Annotated in this window: 14 protein-coding genes; 5 read left to right on the top strand and 9 right to left on the bottom strand. The window is 65.9% G+C overall.

The features are described from left to right. The first annotated feature begins 35 nt into the window (after window positions 1–35). The gene (locus tag K323_RS0114380; RefSeq protein ID WP_169515664.1) at window positions 36–4,751 is read left to right on the top strand and encodes a DUF5979 domain-containing protein; all 4,716 of its coding nucleotides are present in this window, start codon (window positions 36–38) and stop codon (window positions 4,749–4,751) included. Window positions 4,752–4,772: 21 nt separating this feature from the next. On the opposite strand, the gene K323_RS0114375 is transcribed toward K323_RS0114380, so the two are convergent. The 6 genes from K323_RS0114375 to K323_RS0114350 all read right to left on the bottom strand — a co-directional run bounded on the left by K323_RS0114375 (window position 4,773) and on the right by K323_RS0114350 (window position 11,646). Further along, window positions 4,773–5,873, bottom strand: coding sequence for an FUSC family protein (locus tag K323_RS0114375; RefSeq protein ID WP_022885977.1), 1,101 nt, complete (start codon window positions 5,871–5,873; stop codon window positions 4,773–4,775). Between the two features lie 2 nt (window positions 5,874–5,875). Next, on the bottom strand, window positions 5,876–8,404 hold the full coding sequence (locus tag K323_RS26280; RefSeq protein WP_022885976.1) for an ATP-dependent helicase: 2,529 nt from the start codon (window positions 8,402–8,404) through the stop codon (window positions 5,876–5,878). Window positions 8,405–8,411: 7 nt separating this feature from the next. Next, entirely contained in the window at window positions 8,412–8,825 is a 414-nt protein-coding gene (locus K323_RS0114365) for a type II toxin-antitoxin system VapC family toxin (protein ID WP_022885975.1), read from the bottom strand. Next, window positions 8,818–9,075 carry a type II toxin-antitoxin system CcdA family antitoxin gene (locus K323_RS26275; protein ID WP_022885974.1) on the bottom strand — a complete coding sequence of 86 codons (258 nt, stop codon included), beginning with the start codon at window positions 9,073–9,075 and terminating at the stop codon, window positions 8,818–8,820. Before K323_RS26275 ends, K323_RS0114365 begins: the two co-directional genes overlap by 8 nt. A gap of 105 nt (window positions 9,076–9,180) precedes the next feature. Then, a complete protein-coding gene (locus K323_RS26270; protein WP_157509447.1) occupies window positions 9,181–10,566 on the bottom strand; it encodes an HNH endonuclease signature motif containing protein in 1,386 nt (461 codons plus the stop codon). A 114-nt stretch (window positions 10,567–10,680) separates the two neighbouring features. Then, a complete protein-coding gene (locus K323_RS0114350; protein WP_022885972.1) occupies window positions 10,681–11,646 on the bottom strand; it encodes a dioxygenase family protein in 966 nt (321 codons plus the stop codon). A gap of 188 nt (window positions 11,647–11,834) precedes the next feature. Here K323_RS0114350 and K323_RS0114345 point away from each other — a divergent pair, with 188 nt between their 5' ends. After that, on the top strand, window positions 11,835–12,773 hold the full coding sequence (locus K323_RS0114345) for an NAD-dependent epimerase/dehydratase family protein (RefSeq protein WP_022885971.1): 939 nt from the start codon (window positions 11,835–11,837) through the stop codon (window positions 12,771–12,773). Continuing rightward, window positions 12,770–13,696 carry an RNA polymerase sigma-70 factor gene (locus K323_RS0114340; RefSeq protein ID WP_022885970.1) on the top strand — a complete coding sequence of 309 codons (927 nt, stop codon included), beginning with the start codon at window positions 12,770–12,772 and terminating at the stop codon, window positions 13,694–13,696. The genes K323_RS0114345 and K323_RS0114340 overlap by 4 nt, the downstream gene beginning before the upstream one ends. Window positions 13,697–13,702: 6 nt before the next feature. Here the strand turns inward: K323_RS0114340 and K323_RS0114335 are convergent, their stop codons facing one another. Beyond that, entirely contained in the window at window positions 13,703–14,749 is a 1,047-nt protein-coding gene (locus K323_RS0114335) for a glycerophosphodiester phosphodiesterase family protein (RefSeq protein ID WP_022885969.1), read from the bottom strand. Between the two features lie 35 nt (window positions 14,750–14,784). Between K323_RS0114335 and K323_RS26265 the strand changes: the two genes are divergently transcribed. Then, window positions 14,785–15,309: a hypothetical protein gene (locus tag K323_RS26265; protein WP_022885968.1), complete on the top strand. Its 525-nt coding sequence runs from the start codon at window positions 14,785–14,787 to the stop codon at window positions 15,307–15,309. A gap of 59 nt (window positions 15,310–15,368) precedes the next feature. Continuing rightward, window positions 15,369–16,196 (top strand): Bax inhibitor-1/YccA family protein, encoded by an 828-nt coding sequence (locus tag K323_RS0114325; RefSeq protein ID WP_022885967.1) that lies wholly within the window; start codon window positions 15,369–15,371, stop codon window positions 16,194–16,196. 104 nt (window positions 16,197–16,300) lie between these two features. Here the strand turns inward: K323_RS0114325 and guaA are convergent, their stop codons facing one another. Continuing rightward, window positions 16,301–17,917 carry a glutamine-hydrolyzing GMP synthase gene (gene guaA / locus K323_RS0114320; RefSeq protein WP_022885966.1) on the bottom strand — a complete coding sequence of 539 codons (1,617 nt, stop codon included), beginning with the start codon at window positions 17,915–17,917 and terminating at the stop codon, window positions 16,301–16,303. Continuing rightward, on the bottom strand, window positions 17,914–18,357 hold the full coding sequence (locus tag K323_RS0114315; RefSeq protein ID WP_022885965.1) for a DUF3817 domain-containing protein: 444 nt from the start codon (window positions 18,355–18,357) through the stop codon (window positions 17,914–17,916). The genes guaA and K323_RS0114315 overlap by 4 nt, the downstream gene beginning before the upstream one ends.

The raw sequence follows: 18,357 nt of genomic DNA, 5'->3' as shown, positions 1-18,357 counted from the left end.
GCGAGAGATCGTCGTGCGCAACGAGGGATGAAATAATGACCGCAAGGATGCACCAGGGCTCCACCACGAGAACGGGTCTGTTGCGAGGTTCGGCGGTCTTCGCGCTCGCCGCATCGTTCACGCTCGGCTCGAGCATCATCCCGGTGCTCACGCCGGAGCCAGCGGCCGCCGCCGCCGGCGAGTCCATGGACTGCGGAATGCTCGCGATCGGCGAGCCGTGCTCCTTCGACTACGACGACCATCCCGGCGAGACCCAAGTCACCATCCCGGACAGCGTTGACTTCGTCACCATCGTGCTCAACGGAGCGTCGGGTGGTGGCGACACCGACGGCCAGGGCGCTGGGGGTCTCGGCGGCTCGGTGATCGGCGTCATCGACCTGCGCCTGCCGGTGGATCGAGCGCTCACGGTCTGGCTTGGCCAGGAGGGGAAGGGGCTCAAAGGTCCATCCAAGGGCTGGTTCCCCGGCGGTCGCGGAGGCCAGTCGACCTCAGATGGCGCCACGGCAGGCGGCTCGTCTGCGATCTCGTACACGGCGCAGGTGCCCGACGAGGTGCTCATGGTCGCCGGTGGTGGTGGCGGGGGCGGCGGCGAGAGCGGGTCGGGCTTAAATGACGGCGGCGACGGAGGTTCTGGGGGCAATCCTGCCCAGAACGGCACGCGGGGCCTCAGCGGCTCCAGCTCGGTGTGGGGCCCCGGCGGCAAGGGCGGCGGCGAGAACAGTTACTCCGGCGGTGCTGGCTGGGATTACAGCGGGGATCTCGGCTCCGGCGGTGGCGGTGGCGGTGGCGGGTTCCCCAACGGCGGCAGCGGGGGCGAGAACGGCGAGATCGCCTACAAGCAGTTGGCAGGCTCAGGCGGCGGAGGAGGCGGCGGATCGTCCTATCTCGACGACGAGGTGCACGAGGCGGTCGGCTACGGTCTCGCGCCGTTCGGCAATGGCTCGGTCACGATCTACCCGAACCAGACGCTGCAGCGGTTCGAGTGCACCGACACCCACGATCCCATCACAATCGACATCCCATCGGATGTCACAGGGTACGCCTTCGTACTCCAGGGCGGCTCGGGTGAGCACGGTCACAACGTAGCCCCTGAGGGCATGGGGGCCTTCGCGACCGGCCTGGTCGACGTGCACGGACTCACACAGCTCGACTACTGGGTCGGCTGCTCCGGGTACAACCACGACGGCGCGGGCTTCGGCACTCCCGGCGCAGGTGGGCATGCTCCAGCGGACAGCAACGACGGCGCACGCGGCGGCGGGGCGAGCGCCTTGGCCACCACGGACGGCCAGATGCTCGTCGTAGCGGGCGGCGGCGGCGGGACTGGCGGCGACGAAGGCGACTGCGACACCTACCCGGGCGGTCAATGCGGCGGTGCAGGCGGTTCTGGCGGCGGTTCGTCGCACAGCGCCACCCCCGCGCACGGTCAGGAGGGCGGCGACGGCGTGTCCGGCGGTGGAGACGGCGGATGCTCGAACTGCCACCACGAGAACGGTCACCTGAGCATCAACGGCGGCCACGGGGTCGAGCCGCCTTCCGACTCGCTCGCGACCGGTGGCGGCGGCGGCGGCGGCGCAGGCTACCCGGCCGGCGGGGCTGGAGGCCACCACGATGACGAGGCCGCGGGCGGCGGCGGCGGCGCGGGCGGAACGTACCTCGCGAGTTCGCGCGTGAAGAGCGGCACGAAGGCGCCGAGCGGGATCTTCGGCAGTGGCTTCGTGCTGCTCATCCCGATCGTCGAGCGCGCGACCGAACTCACAATCACGGCGACGGCGTCCGGCCCGGCAGCGGGCTACGCGGCAGCACCGTTCGACATCGCGGTGCAGTGCGCCCTCGGTGGACAGACGGTGCTCGAGGACACACTCTCGCTCAAGGCCGACCAGGCGCACACCTTCAGCGACGTGCAGCAGGGTGCGCACTGCACCGTCACCGAGACCGGCACCGGCGGCGCGTCCACACCGGCTCCCGAGCAGGCTTTCACCCTCGGTGACTCCTCGAAGTCCGTGACGATGGACAACGTCTTCGCCGCCGGCGACCTGGAACTCGGCCTCACGTCGGCGATCGTCGACGAATCCGGCGACCCAGTTCCCGGCACGGCCATTACGCTCGGCGACCTGCAGGCGCAGGTCGAGTGCCGGGTCGCCGGGCACCCACTCGCCGTGCCGGACAGCGGCCGGTTCACGGTGCCGGGTGCGGACACCTGGGGCGCGGGCTGGACCGACACGATCGGCGGCTTGCCGGTCGGCGCCGCGTGCGCGATCCGTGAGACCGTGACGGGCGGCGCAACGTCGGTCGAGTACTCCGCCGACGGCGGAGCGCCAGAGCCGCTGCCGGGCGAGACACTCATCGCGGCGACCGGGTCATCCCTCGCGGTCATCAACCACTTCGTCACCGGTTCGCTCACCATCGCCAAAGCAGCCGACGGCGACGGCACTCCCCCGCCCGCAACGGTGTACCAGGGGTCCGTGACGTGCACGCTCGGAGGACAGCCCGTGAGCTTCTCCCCGTCCGACTTCTCGATCGCTGTGGGTGCATCGGCGGCGCTGTCGGGCATCCCGTTTGGGTCCGACTGCACCGTCACTGAGACGGACCAGGGAGACGCGCGGGTCGTCACCTACACGCCCTCGCGCACGATCCGCGTCGATTCAAGCAACTCCAGCGCGACGGTGACCAACACGTTCCAGCCCGGCGCATTCCACGTGCAGGTCGGCCGCGCGGGCGAGGGCTCGCACTGGGCCAACAGCGGGTACACAGTGCAAGTCTCGTGCACCGATAGTACGGCCGACGAGTTCAGCACCGGACCCGAGGGTGGATGGCGCAGCTACACGCCCGACGTCGGTTCGACGTGCACCGTCACCGAGACTGCCGATGGTGGCGCGACGACCGTGACCTCGGTGACGAGCGCGGATCCAACCCCGGTCGTCGGACCGGCTGCCGTCGTCATCCCCGAGACCGGCTTCGCGAGTGCCACCGTCACCAACACCTTCGAGGCGGCTCCGCTCTACCTCGACGTCACCAACAGCGGCCCGGGCGCGCAGTACTCCGACGGCGCGATCATCCACGTCGAGGCGTGCGAGTTCGACGGCATCGCGTTCGACCCCGCCCCGGATGGCGCCTGGACGTTCAGCCCTGGACATGCCGGTGGCATCGCTGCCTCCGAGGCGATGCCGGTCGGCGCTCAGTGTGACGTGCGCATCGGCGACGACGCGGGCGGCGTGCCAACCATGACAGCGGTGCACGCTGACCCGACCACGGTGGTGGATGCCGCGACGCTGCGAGTCACGATCAACGACGCGCTGCTCGGTCCGTCGGTGGTCGAGATCGACATCGCGTTCGCGCTCGCGGCGCTCGACGTCACGGTCTCCAATACGGGCGCCGGGGCATCCTTCGCGAATGTGCCTCTCGAGGCCCTGGTGACCTGCAAGCTCGACGACGACCCGCTGCATGGCCCTGGCGGCAAGGTGACGCTGCACTTCGCGCCCGACGGCACCCTGCTGCCCGACTCCGCGTCGGCGCAGCTCGCGTCCCTGCCGGTCGGCGCTCAGTGTGCCGCCGTGGAGACCGTCACGGGCGGCGCGACCGAGTGGGGCACGAATCCGCCTGCGACGACCGTCGAGTCCGATGGCGCGACGCTCGCGATCACCAATGTGTTCGATGTGGCGACGCTCACCGTGACCGCGCTCATCGGCGGCAACGATGAGGCCTCCCACGCGGACGCCGCCTTCCTCTACGACGCCGACTGCCAGTTCAACTCTCTCCCGCTGACCCCCAGTGCGACGACGCCGATCGCCTTCGAGCTCGCGCCGAACGCCGCCCAGGGTCTCGTGGTCCCCGTGAACACCGTGTGCACGATCTCCGAGACGCACGACGAACACGCAACCTCGGTCAGCCCGAGCCTCGAGCAGTCGGCAACGCTCACCCAGGCTCCCGCTGCCATGTCGTTCACCAACACGTTCGACGTCGATGTGGTGAGCGTCGAGCAGGTCGTGAGCGGCGCCGGTGCAGACACCTACGGTATGGATGTCACATACGTCCCCGACCTCGACTGCCGCTGGCCCTCTGACGGCGAACGGATCGAGCTTCCGGACAACGGAAAGGTCGACCTCGACGCTGCGGGATTCTTCACCGCGACCGTCGCCGTGCCGGTCGGCGCGACCTGCGGCGCCCAGGAGCCGTACGGGCTCGCGAGTCAGCTCATCGCTCCGGCACCAATCACCGTCGCGCTCGGCGGAGAGTTCGTGCTTGTGCTCGAGGCGATCTACAACCTCGGTGAACTGTCGGTGCAGAAGGATGCTCGCGGCAGTGACATCGCAGGCCTCCAATTCGGCTTCGAGACGCACTGCACGTTCCCGACCGACGCCGGACCGGTGGACATCCCGCTGAACGACTTCGCCGACGAGGAGTACGAGCTCCGCGGTGGCGAGTCGATCGCGCTCGAGGTGCTGCATCGCGCCGACTGCACCACGAGCGAGGTTGCGGCGCACGATCCGCTGCGGGTCGCGGTCGAGGCGACCGGCTTCGAGGCCACGACCGTCGACCGGAGCGCGGCGAACGTGATCCTCGCTGGCGTTCCCTCGACCGTGCTCGTGACGAACTTCTTCGCCGGGTCGCTGCCGCTCACGGGCTTCGCGCTGTCGGGCGTCCTGTGGATCGGGCTCGCAGCGCTGCTCATCGGTTTGGCGCTCGTCGTCGCGAGGGCGATTCGGCGACGCCGGTCGCACGCGGACTCACTACCGAGCGGCCCCGCGCGCTGAACCACACCGGAGGCAGTCGATTCAGCTCGCAGACTGGTGGTCAGCACGCAGTCGATGCGCAACAAGGCGGGCAAACAGAACGAGAACTATGGCGATACCTCCACCGAGCGCCGTTTCGACCGCCCGGTCGACAAGCAGATCGGAGACCGGCACCGGCGTAGCAAGATGAGAGACCGTGAGCGCCAGCGGCGTGATGAACAATAATGCTGCGCCATAGTGGCGGCCGACCAGAATCTCCGCACCGAACTGACCGACGATGATCACGGCGATCAGCACACCGAGCGGTGGCCCTGGCAGCAAGATCATCGCCGTCACAATGACACCGAGAGCGGTGCCAATGATTCGATGCACGGCACGCGACGTCGAGTGCGCAGCGCCGGGCGGAGGGATAACCGCGACCACGCTCACGACAGCCCAGTACGGATGCCCGATACCGACCAGCATGGCCAGCCCTCCGGCGATGAGAACACCGACGATGTTCTGCGCGATGGCCAGCCAGACCCTGCTGTCTCGCCACGCCGCTCGGCGCACACTCGAGCGCCGCGGCAGTTTCTTGAACAACTCCGCGCGCTTTGTCCCTGCCACCCGTCGAAGCAGCCACCCAGACATGGTGAGCACCCAGGCGAACATGGCGGCGATCACACCCACCAGCAGGCGGAGCCACGCCTCATCTGCCGGCGTCGGCGATTGCGAGCACACCAGGTAGGCGAACACGAAGAAGATCGGCGTGCTCGGAAAGAGTCCGACGATCGAGGCGAGCAGGATCCCAGCCACGATCACGGCGATCAGCCCGGCGGTCACCACCAGGAGGCTCGCGCCGGTCACCGACATGACGATGCCCAGTGCGATCGCCACCAGCATCCCGAGGCCCCCGACCGACACGGTGCGCAGCCGCACCCGATACGGCTCGCTCCGGCCGTAGAGCGCGGTCATCGCTCCGAAGGTCGCGTAGGCGACCCAGTCGACCCTGCCGATCGCGAGCAACACGATCAGTGGCGCGCCGACGGCAACTGCTGCCCTGGTCGCGACCTCGAAGTCGAGGGCCACCAGCGACGTCAGCCGCTCGCGCAGGGTCTCCGGTTTGCCCAGGTTCTCGACGCCGTCATCCTGCCGCCCGGCCACGGTCAGACCTTCTCGATGGGCGCGATCTTGATCAGGAGTTTCTTTGCGCCCGCTGTGTCGAACTGCACGTGGGCAATCCGCTTGGTGCCTTCGCCGGTGACCTGGTTCACCCGGCCTTCACCGAAATCAAGGTGACGGATGCGGTCGCCGGCTTCCAGCGTGAGGTCGCCGTTGTCGCGCACCTGCGCGGTGACCCGGTTCGCCCACTCGGTCTTCGGCTTCGGCGCCGGCGGGAGGCCGCCCTGCGTTCCGCCGCCGCGGTTGAATCCACCGCCGTAGCCGTCGCGCCTGGCATTGAGGGCACGCGGCTGGGTGCCGCCGCGGGAGTTGGCCATGCCTGGGGACTGCTTCCAGTCGATCAGCTCGGCCGGGATCTCTTGCAGGTATCGGCTCGGCATCGCCACATTGACATCGCCGAACTGGGCGCGGGTCATGGCGAGGGAGAGGTAGAGGCGCTGGCGGGCCCGGGTGATGCCGACGTAGAACAGCCGCCGCTCCTCTGCCGGACCGCCGGGCTCGTGGGCCGACATCTGGTGCGGCAACAGCCCCTCCTCGACCCCGGTGAGGAACACAGCCTCATACTCGAGTCCCTTCGCGGTGTGGAGCGTCATCAGCGAGACGGTTCCCGATGCGTCATCAAGGTCGTCTGCGGCGGCGACCAGTGAGACCTGGGTGAGGAAGTCGACGAGCCCGCCATCCGGGTTCTCGCGGTTGAAGTCTTTGGTCTGCGCAACGAGCTCTTCGATGTTCTCCGCGCGTGCTTCGTCTTGCGGGTCGCGACTGTTACGGAGGGTCGACAGCAGGGCGCTCCTCTCGAGCAGGAACACCAGGATGTCGGAGACGTTGGAGACTCCGGCTGGGTTCTCCGGGTCGAGCTTCTGAGCCGCCTCGTCGAGGACACCGGCCAGTTGCAGGATGGCACCGGTCACCTTCGGTCCGAGTCCGAGCGATGCCGCATCCCGCATGGCCTGCCGGTAGCTGATGCCGTTTGCTTCGGCAAAGCTGCCCAGTTGGGTTTCCGTGGCAGGGCCGATTCCTCGCTTGGGTGTGTTCAGGATGCGGCGGAGGGCCAGCTCGTCTTGCGGGTTGGCGACGGCGATGAGGTAGGCGAGGGCATCCTTGATCTCGGCGCGTTCGTAGAACTTGGTGCCGCCGACGACGCGGTAGGGGACGGCTGCCCGCACGAGGATCTCTTCCAGCGCCCTGGTCTGGGCGTTGGTGCGGTAAAAGACGGCGATATCGCGGTAAGCGGTTCCGGCTTGGTGCAGCACTTCGATCTCGTCTGCGACGAACTGGGCCTCATCATGGCCGGAGTATCCGGTGAAGCCGACGATCTTCTCACCGTCGCCGCCCGCCGTCCACAGTTTCTTGTCTTTACGATCGAAGTTGTTGCCGATGACGGCGTTCGCTGCAGACAGGATGTTCTGCGTCGACCGGTAGTTCTGCTCGAGAAGCACGACCTTCGCTCCGGGGAAGTCGCGCTCGAATTCGCTGATGTTGCGGATGTCTGCGCCGCGGAACGCGTAGATCGACTGGTCGGAATCGCCGACGACGGTGAGTGAGGCACCGGGGATGACGCCGGCATCGTTCTGCAGGTTGCGAACGTGAAGGCCCTGCGCTTCGAGTTCGTCGACCAGTTCTGATTCAACCGGTCTGGTCAGTTCGCGCACGAGCGAGTACTGGGCGTGGTTGGTGTCCTGGTATTCGTCGACCAGGATGTGCCGGAACCGGCGCCGATAAAGCGCGGCCACCCGCGGGAACGCGCGGAAGAGGTAGACGGTCTCGCCGATGAGATCGTCGAAGTCGAGGGCGCTGGCGGCTCGGAGCCGCTGTGAGTATTGCCGGAAGATCTCGACGAACATGACCTCTTGCGGGTCGTTCATATTGGCGTTGCGAGCGTAAGAGTCGACATCCGCCAGCTCGTTCTTGAGCTTGGAGATCTTGGCCGATGCGCTGGCTGGCGTGAAGCCGAGGGTGTCGGCGTCGAGTGCCTTGATGATGCGTTTGAGGGTGATGCGGGTGTCGGACGAGTCGTAGATGCTGAACGTGCTGGTGAGTCCGGCCTTCTCAGCTTCGTTACGGAGGATGCGGACGCAGGCGGAGTGGAAGGTGGAGATCCACATGCCCCTGGCTGCTTCACCGACGAGGGAGACGACGCGTTCGCGCATCTCGGCCGCGGCCTTGTTGGTGAAGGTGATTGCGAGGATCTGGCTCGGCCAGGCCTCACGACTCTCAAGGAGGCCGGCGATGCGGCGGGTGAGGACGCTGGTCTTGCCTGAGCCGGCGCCGGCGACGATGAGCAGCGCCTCGCCGCGGTAGTCGACCGCCTCCAACTGCTGGGGGTTCAGTCCGTCGCGTAGAAAGTCGCGGGGGTCTTCGCTCCCGCGCTGGTCACCGCCGTGCTGGTCATCGCGTTGGCCGATATCACGCTGGTTGTCATCCCGGACCTCACGGCCTTTTTCGCGCACGACGATGGGTGCCCCGGAGGACCGTGCCTGCGTGTTGTCGTCCGAGTCGAAGAGGGTCGTCATATCGCTATCAATTGTAAGCCGTGCCGCCGACAGGGCCGATGGCCTCAGCTCCCGGCCACGCACGAGCAAGGCGATGGTCCGTCGTGACCAGGGGTGCGTCCAGCCGAATCGCGAGGCTCACGTACAACGCGTCGACCAGACGGATGCTGGCGCGATGCTCCCAGGCACCGGCAAGTAGGTCGTGCAGCAGGTGGCGTTTCAGCGGAAGGGTCGACAGCCGCTTCAGCGCAACGTCGACCGCGTCATCGGAAAGGGCTCCGGCTAGATTCAACCGGCCGAGGGCAGAGAGCACTTCGGCCTCGCAATGGGCTGGTGCATGAAGCTCCATACCTCTGAGGCGGGCGGCGGCGGCCGCTGCGTAGCTGGTGTCAGCAAGGAGGTCTACGAGCACCGAAGCGTCAACGATGACGACATCAGGCATGAGCGCCGCTCGGCTGTGTGGCCCCGCGGTCATCTTCTCCGAACTCATCCCGCGCTGCGTCGAGCGCCTGCAGGGCGTTCTCATGGGAAGTTCCCTGACCGGTCACTGGCAGCGCATCCAGCCACGCGTCAACGGCGTGGCGCTCTAGTTCCGCGGTGATCGCGCGCTGCGTCAACGCTGAGACATTCAGCCCATTTTGCCTGGCGCGCTTGGCCAGTTCGTCGGGCACGTGCACGTTCAACCTGGCCATACACACACTATACACAATGACTTCGATCGCGAGTGAGCGGGATTCGGTGTCACTGATTACGGCAGCCTCAACCTGGCCGTCCGCGAACTACTCGGTGGTGTTTGTTCAGAAGGGCGAACTAGAAGGGCGGGTTGTCGGGGATGTCCATTCGAGGATGCTGCCCGTTTTCTGGGTCAGCTTCCATGCGGTGAGGTGTTTCAGCAGATGGTGCGGGCGGCAGAGATTTGAGAGGTTGGATTCGTCGGTCGGCCCGCCGAACTGCGCATCCCTCGTGTGATCGATGTCGGTCTCCGACGCGGGTCGGCCGCAGCCGGGATACCGGCAGGTGCCATCTCGCAACGTGAGCCAGTCGCGGAGGTCTTTCGGGGGCCGGTACCTGTCTTTGCCGAAGGAGAGAACGATCCCGGTCTCGGGGTTTGTGAGGATCCGGGTGAACCACGGCGCCTTCGCCGCGAGACCCCTGGCAGTGTCTGGGTCGATGGGACCATACCCCTCCAATTGCCCGGGCTCATCGCTCTGGCCCATCAGCGTGAACACCGGGACGGTCACGAACACCGTCGGGCGGATACCCCAGTCCGGCACGACAGCACGAGTACCGGTCTTGCCCTTCTTGTGCTTCCGACCGGCGTGCCGGTACGCGCCGTCCATCAGCTCGTTCTCTGGGATGCCGTCCATCAGCAGGGCGGCGGCAACATCCGAGCGCAACTGGGTCAACGTGCGGGCCTCACCCGGGTACTGCATGCTCGTTGCGATGCCCGTGACCCGGCGGAAGATCGCTTGCGCGTCCGTGACGGGCAGGTACTGGTGCAACCACGCCATCCCGTCCAGAACGGGTTCGAGCACGAACCGGCGCTCGGCGGCCGCTTTCTTCGCCCGTTCCTTGATGGAGTCGGGGTGGAGGCGTTCCCTGGCCTTGACCGCCGCATGACGGAATCGGCCGGCGGGCATCCGATACGCAACCTCCAACACGACGTCTTCGAACCCGGCCCTGGCCTCTTCGGGGAGGGTGCCGGCCTGGTCGATGATGATCTGCGCGTGCGAGTACGAGATCAACCCCAACCTCAACGCCTCCAGCGTGCGAGGCAACTCATGCACCAGCATCCGGCTCTCCGCGATGCGTTTCGCCGCGGCGGTCTCTGACATGTTCAACTGCACGGCCAGCTCGGTCGTGAACACTCTCACCCGCCACGCGAAGCGTTCGGAGTCTGTCAGCGGGGCGTTCGGGGCGACGAACACGTCAGAAGTCTCAGACCAGACCCTGGCCCGGTCGATCTTCTTCGCCAGGGCAGCAGAGCGAATAGCGGTCTCCACCCACTCGACTACCACGTCGTCGACGAACACGCGGAGCCGGTCAGCGTACCCATCCGGCAACTGCGCTGACGGGTACGCCAACGACGCCAGATCATCAAGATCACCGGCATCCGGAGGCGCATCACCCCACTCCGGATGACACCCCCACGGACCCTGCACTTCCAGATCGTCTTCGTCCATGACCACAGTCAACAGCACACCACCGACACTCCAAATAGCCGAACGATGGGCCTTTTTGGCGAGTGAGGCAGTGTAGGCGGTCGGCTGCTATCGGACAGGAACGTCGCGGGCGGATCAATCAGACGGGGTGCCGCCTGAACCGTCAGACGGAGGGGTCCCGCCCTGGCCACCGTCATCAGGCGCCGAGCCCACGGCGGGAGTGGTGCGCGTGTCGACTCGAACCGTGAGTGCTGCATGGTACCCAGAAGTCGCGTCGCCAGTCACGGTGGCGAGCTGCTGGGCCCCACTGTCATCGCCGAAGACATTGTCGGAGCCGAGACTCACCTGAGACAGGTTCGCCGCAGACCCCTCGTAACCGGCCAAAGCGTAAACGGCGTCGCACGTAGCCTGCGGCAACGCCACCTGCGAGGTGGCGATCGCCTTCGTGAAGTCGGTGATGTCGTCGACCGATGGATAGACCTCGAAGTGGATGTGGGGCCAGCGGCCCGTATAGCAGGCAGGGAAGATCGAGGTGTACGACACCTGACCATCGCTGTCTGCGACCTGCACACCACGAAGATAAGTCTCATTCTCGATGCCTTCGGAGTACATCGAATAGCCGCCGGCGCTATCGCAGTGCCAGACATACACAGCGACGTCCTTGAACGGTGCGTCGTTTTCAGCGATGTCGAGGATGGTCAGCGTGAGTGCCATTGGCGTGGCTGTAGCGGTCGCACCGCCGCCGATGCTGGAACGGATGTCGCTGCGGACGATACCCGACTGCTCGAGCACGTCGACGCCGTTCGATCCGTCACCCGGATACGGGCCGGCTGTCTCATCGGGGATCTCGCTCGAGGGAGTACTGGTGGCCGTTGCAGTCGATCCAGCGGCAGTGCTGCCCGCGGTCCCGGTTGAGCACGCAGCCAGAGCAGCAGCGCCCACACCGAAGCCGAACAGGCTGAGAACCGTTCGCCTGCTGACGAGAGTCCTGATATCGAATGCGGCACCCTGATCGACGACCTCCTCGTCGGCTCGGTCAAGAAGCCGGCCTTCGTAGGCCGGGCCTTCCGGCGTGAATTGAGGGTCAGGGATCCTTCTCATGAGTGCCTCCTTCGGTCAATGATCTGGAATGTCACTCAGCATCTGGGACCAACTAAAAAGAAACCTATGAGGCGGCTACGAACCTGCTATGTCACAAACTGCCGGGCTGTTTCGTCCCAGATATAGCGGCAATGGATATAGCGGCAATGGCCGTCAGGGACCGACCCTGATTCAGAAAGGTGACGGACATGCGGGTATTCGTGGCAGGCGGCACAGGAGCCGTTGGTCGGCGGCTGGTGCCACAGCTGGTTGCCAGGGGCCATCACGTGACGGCGACGACGACACGTCAGGACAAGGTGGCGCTACTGGAACGGCTGGGCGCCGAAGCGGTCGTGATGGACGGCCTGGATGCGGCATCCGTTGGCGAAGCCGTGGCCGCTGCCCGGCCAGACACGATCGTGAACCAAATGACGGCCATCGCCGGCAAACCGGACATGAAGCACATGGACCGTTGGTTCGCCGTCACCAACCGACTGCGCATTGAGGGGACCGACCACTTGCTGGCCGCCGCAGAGGCGACCGGCGTGCCCCACTTCGTCGCGCAGAGCTACGCCAGCTGGAACGGCATCCGTCAGGGTGGCTGGGTGAAGACCGAGGAGGACCCGCTCGACCCAATGAGGGGGACGGTGGCCCAGCCGGGGATGGACGCTATCCGCTACCTTGAGAAGGTGGTTCAGGATGCCGATGGCGCAGTTCTGCGATACGGCTGGCTCTACGGACCGGGCGCCACAGACGACCTGGTCGCCCCCGTGCGCAAACGGCAGTTCCCGATCGTTGGGAACGGTGCCGGCCATACCTCATGGGTGCATCTCGACGATGCTGCGAGCGCCACGGTCCTCGCCGTAGAGCAGCAGGCCACAGGCACGTTCAACATCGTCGACGACGAACCGGCCCCGGCAAGCGAGTGGCTGCCATACCTGGCCGCATGCGCCGGAGCGAAGCCGCCGATGCGCATTCCCACCTGGCTGGCGCGACCGCTTGCCGGCGACGTCGCTGTGACGGTGATGACCGCGGGGCGCGGCTTCTCCAACGCGAAGGCCAAACGCGAACTCGGCTGGCAGCTGCGTTACCCCTCGTGGCGCCAGGGCTTCAAAGAAGAGCTGCGCTTCAAGGAAGAGCTGTCATGACCAAGATCGAGGAATTCCAGGACCTGCGACCACTCTTGTTCGCGATCGCCTACCGCATACTCGGCAGCGTGAGCGAGGCGGAAGACGCGGTCCAGGAGTCCTGGATGCGCTACGAGGCGTCCGGCACCACGCCCCGGTCGGTCAAGGCATTTCTCTCGGCCGTGGTGACCAGGGTCTCGATTGACGTGCTGCGCTCGGCCCGCGTTCGCCGCGAGCACTACGTGGGGCAATGGTTCCCCGAGCCGCTCGTCACCGACCCATACAGCGACCCGGAGCGATCGGCAGAGCTGGCCGACTCCGTCTCGATGGCCGCACTGTTGCTACTCGAGCGGCTCAGTCCGCTGGAACGGGCGGTGTTTGTGCTTCGCGAGGTGTTCGCATTCGACTTCACCGAGATCGCATCGACGGTGGGCCGCTCAGAGGCGGCGTGCCGGCAACTCGCTGCGCGCGCCCGGCGCCATATGGATGAGGGACGCCCGAGGTTCGACGCGGACCGCAGAGACCGGAATGAACTGGCAGCGCGGTTCTTCGATGCGCTCAAAGAGGGCAATGTCGATGGCCTCCAGGAACTCCTCGCCGCCGACGTTCAGATGGTCGGCGACGGCGGCGGCAAGACCCCGCAGTGGGGCAAGGGAGCCGTTGTCGGCGCAGTCAAGGTAGCGCGGGTTCTCGGCGCCGGCCTGCCCTGGTTCTTCAAGATCGGCGGAACGTTCGAGCCTCACGAGGTGAACGGCCAGCCTGGCGCGATCTTCCGCGATCGGGGCGGCTTGGTGCTCAACACCTGGTCGCTCGACGTGCTGGACGGTCGCATCCAAACGATCCGCACGGTACTCAACCCCGACAAGCTCGGTCACGTCGGCCCGGTGGCGGATGCCTGGGCGGTCTACAACGAGGCCGAGCAGGCTCGCCGCTCCCAGGATTGAAGACAGCTATTCAGCGACGTCGCCCGGAGCGTGGAGTTCTTCGCGCGCCAAGACCGCCAGGTCTGGGTGATCTGCGAACACCCCGTCGATTCCCGTGGCCAGGATCGCCTGGAACTCTTCCTGCCAATGACCGTACTCTGCCTTGGCTTTACCCCGACGGAAGGTCTTGGCGAGAAACTGGTTCTCTGGGCGCAGGGTCCAGCAATACGCTTCGAGTCCCGCATCGTGGGCGTTGCCGACGAGACCGGATGGGCCGAGAACGTGACCCGCAGCATCCGTTTCGAATATCAGCGACTTGTGCACGCTGATGCCGTCGAGCGCGTCGTCGAGGCCGTTCAAACCGGTCACTGTCAGTTGGTCGGCATATGGCCGGGCCTGCGCCCCGAGCCTGGCGACCTCGTCGAACGGCGCGCCTTTCGCCTCCAACAGGTAGACCAGCTTGCCGTTGATTCCACGCGCCCTGACCTTGTGCAGCACACTCTGCTCGAACGCCTCGATCGTGAGCAGATCCTCGTCTTCGTTCCACCCTGCAGCCCTCACCTCCGCTGCAAACAGTTCGTCGAGCGGCAGCCCGATCGACTCGAAATAGGTCGCGTGCTTGATCTCGGCGACCATACCGAGCCGACGTCCGGAGCCGTCCGCGGCTTCGTCGATGATGCCGAAGAGATCCGCAAGCCGCAGCACCGGATAGCGGTCATCGAACGATGCACTCGATGACCGTATGGCTGGGATCCGCTCCCGCGCCCGCAACGTCGCAAGTTCGTCCCAGGTGAAGTCCTCGGTGAACCAGCCAGTCAGTTGCACACCGTCGATGAGTTTTGTGGTTCGCAGGTGTGCGAACTCGGCGCGCGCCGAGACATCCGTCGTGCCAGAGATCTCGTTCTCGTGGCGCAACACCAGCACGCCGTCGCTGGTCGAGACGATGTCGGGTTCGACGGCGTCCGCGCCGAGCGCGAAAGCCAGCTCATAGGCAGACCTGGTGTGCTCTGGGCGATATCCGCTTGCGCCGCGATGACCGATGACTAACGGATACTGTCGGTCACGATTGGCCATTCCCCAAGGGTAGCCGGGACTGCGAGAATCGGTGGGTGACCTGGACTGAACCCGCCGCCCTGCGGCGCCTGTCGTGGGGCGGATATCGAACTCGTTACGCCATCGGACTCGGCCTGATCGTGCTCGGCATCGCGGCTACCCTGCTCGCCAGCTCCTTCACCCTCTGGTTCCTGCTGATCGGACCGCTGGTGCAACTGCTCGGATGGCTGGTCATGCCTGGAGCGCTCTGGCGTCGCCTCGTCGTCGCTATTCCGTGCATGGTCGCGGGGCTCGCTCTGCTCACCGGCCCGGATTTCCTGGGGGTCTTTGCGGTACTGCTGGCTGGCTGGCTGCTCGTTCGGCACCGACCGCTGTTGCCGTACCTGGCGCTCGTGCTGCCGATTGCGGCCAGTTGGGTGCTCCATGGCGCGCTGAGCAACTACGGGCAGAACTGGGTCGGGATTGTTGCCGGGGTTGTGGTGACCGTCGTGGCGGCGTGGGTGGCCAGGTGGCTGGCCATCGTCCGGTTCCGGCTACGCGCTGGGCGGATCCCCAGCCAAAGCGGGGGAACTCTCCGGTAGATTAACAGCAGCACCGATCATCGGTGCTGCTGTCCCCAGCTGATTTAGCAGAGGAAATCATGGCACTCTCGAACCCCGCCTTCTCGCGCAACGCCGCGTTCAGTGCCCCCGGCACGCTCGCTGCGACAAAGACGCTCTCCGAGAACGAACTGCAGGACATGTACAACGCGCCGTCCGCCGGCTCGCAAGACACGGACCGCATGACCTACGAAGACACCATCGGCAAGACCGGGATCAGCTTCGCGATCCTCGTGCTTGCGGCCGTCGTCGGCTGGGTCTCCGTCCCTGTTCTCGGGTTGGTACCGGTCATCGTGGGCGCGCTGGTCGGGCTGGTGCTCGGCCTGGTCAACTCATTCAAGAAGGAGCCGTCCCCCGGTCTGATCCTCACTTACGCAGCGTTCGAGGGCCTGTTTGTGGGCGGCATCTCCCAAGTGTTCGAAAGCATGCCTGGCATGGAAGGTGTTGTCCTGCAGGCAGTCTTGGCGACGCTGGTTGTTGTCGGTGTGACCCTCGCCCTCTTCAAGAGCGGCAAGATCCGCGCTTCCAAGAAGGCGACCAAGATCTTCCTGATCGCGATGGTCGGCTACCTGGTGTTCTCGCTGGTCAACGTCGGCTTGATGCTGTTCGGGGCGACCGACGGTGCATTCGGGATGCGGAGCGCTGAACTCGCTATCGGGCCGTTCAACATCAAGCTCGGCATCGTGATCGGCATTCTCGCCGTACTGATGGCCGCGTACTCACTGGTGCTCGACTTCGACTTCATCCAGCGCGGCGTGAACAATCGTGCGCCACGTAAGTACGGCTGGACCGGTGCGTTCGGCATCATGGTCACGGTCGTGTGGCTCTACATCGAACTGCTGCGCATCTTCGCCATAGCGCGCGAATAGCTTGAACACGTGAAAGGGCCGGTCTCCCGCGGGAGGCCGGCCCTTTTTGGTTCATCAGGATGTGCACGGGAGAGAGGAGCGGAATACTCACTCCTCGTCGCCCCCTACTCCCACTCGATCGTCCCCGGCGGCTTCGACGTGACGTCGAGCACAACACGGTTGACGCCGTCGACCTCGTTCGTGATGCGGTTCGAGATTTTCGCCAGCAGATCGTATGGCAGGCGCGTCCAGTCCGCGGTCATGGCGTCTTCAGACGAGACTGGACGCAGCACGATCGGGTGACCGTATGTACGGCCATCCCCCTGCACCCCGACGGAGCGCACATCGGCGAGCAGCACCACCGGGCACTGCCAGATCTCGTCGTCGAGGCCGGCGGCCGTCAGTTCGGCGCGCACGATCGCATCCGCTTCACGCAGCAGCTCGAGGCGTTCCCAGTTGACCTCACCGACGATCCGGATGCCGAGGCCAGGCCCAGGGAACGGCTGGCGGCCGACGATCTCCCGCGGCAGGCCGAGCTCGGTGCCGATGGCCCGCACCTCGTCTTTGAACAGGGTGCGCAGCGGCTCGACGAGATCGAACTGCAGGTCTTCAGGCAACCCACCGACGTTGTGGTGGCTCTTGATGTTGGCCGTGCCAGAACCGCCGCCAGACTCGACAACATCCGGATACAACGTCCCCTGCACCAAAAACTTGATCATCTCGCCACCCTCAGCCTTGGCCTCGAGCACCAGCGCCTCTGCAGCGTTCTCAAACGTACGGATGAACTCGCGGCCAATGATCTTGCGCTTCTGCTCCGGGTCGCTGACCCCGGCGAGCGCGTCGAGGAACTGCTCGCGCGCGTCGACGGTGACCAGGCGAACCCCTGTGGCCTTGACGTAGTCTTCCTCGACCTGGCGGCGTTCGTCTTGCCGCAGCAGTCCATGGTCGACGAACACGCAGACCAGCTGGTCGCCGACGGCCTTGTGCACGATCGCGGCAGCGACGGCGGAGTCGACGCCGCCGGAGAGTCCGCAGATCACCTTGCCGGTTCCGACCTGGGCACGAATGCGCTCAACCTGCTCGGTGATGACGTTGCCGCTGTTCCAGTCGGCCGGGATGCCTGCAGCCCGGTGCAGGAAGTTCTCCAGCACCTGCTGGCCGTGCTCAGAGTGCTTGACCTCCGGGTGCCACTGCACGCCATAGAGCCGACGCTCGTCGTTGGCGAACGCGGCGACCGGGGTCGACACCGTCGACGCGAGAACGCTGAAACCCTCCGGCGCCTGGGACACCGAGTCGCCGTGGCTCATCCACACGGTCTGATCATGCGGCTGGCCGGCCAGAAGTACGTTGCCGGCATCCGTCACATTCACCGGCGTCGAGCCGTATTCGCGCGCCCCGGTGTGGGCGACCTCACCGCCGAGCGCCGTCGCCATCACCTGGAAGCCGTAGCAGATGCCGAGAACCGGCACACCGAGGTCGAAAATCTCGGCGTCGAATGCGGGCGCGCCCTCCGCATACACGCTCGAAGGGCCACCAGAAAGCACGATTCCGAGCGGATTCTTCTCCCTGATCTCGGCGGCCGTCACCGAGAACGGCACGATCTCCGAGTAGACGGATGCCTCGCGCACGCGCCGCGCGATCAGCTGGGCATACTGGGCGCCGAAGTCGACGACCAGCACCGGGCGGGCACTGGTCTGTTCGGCGCTGGCCTGCTGGGCGCCGTTCTGCTGAACATCAGTCATGATCTCGCTTCCGCCGTCTCCGTCTGCTGGGCCCCTTCACGATCGGCCAGGAAACGCCTGACGTTCTTCGCCATCCGCGCCTCAACGAAGAAGGAAAGGGTCGGAACGATTCCACCGAGCGCGATGAGCACAAAACGCGAGAACGGCCAGCGCATCAGGCTCCACAGCCGGAAATCTGCGAACAGGTAGAGCACGTAAAACCACCCGTGCGCGATCAGGATGCCGGTGCTCAGGTTGACCGCGGTCACCGTGCCGGTGGGCACCAGTGCGAGGAGGCCGCCGGGCCCTGCGAGTTCGAGTTCGTGCCCGAAGGCGTACTTCACGATCATTTCGGCGCACAGCAGGAGGAGCATCACGCCCGTGATGATCGACGCCACCTGATAGAGCCGGAGCGCGCCGGGAATTCGGGGAACGTCAGCGGGCTTGGGTTGAAGAGGCAT

This window comes from Glaciibacter superstes DSM 21135 (assembly GCF_000421145.1).
GTDB lineage: Bacteria > Actinomycetota > Actinomycetes > Actinomycetales > Microbacteriaceae > Cryobacterium > Cryobacterium superstes.
This window is presented reverse-complemented; position numbering and strand designations above follow the sequence as displayed.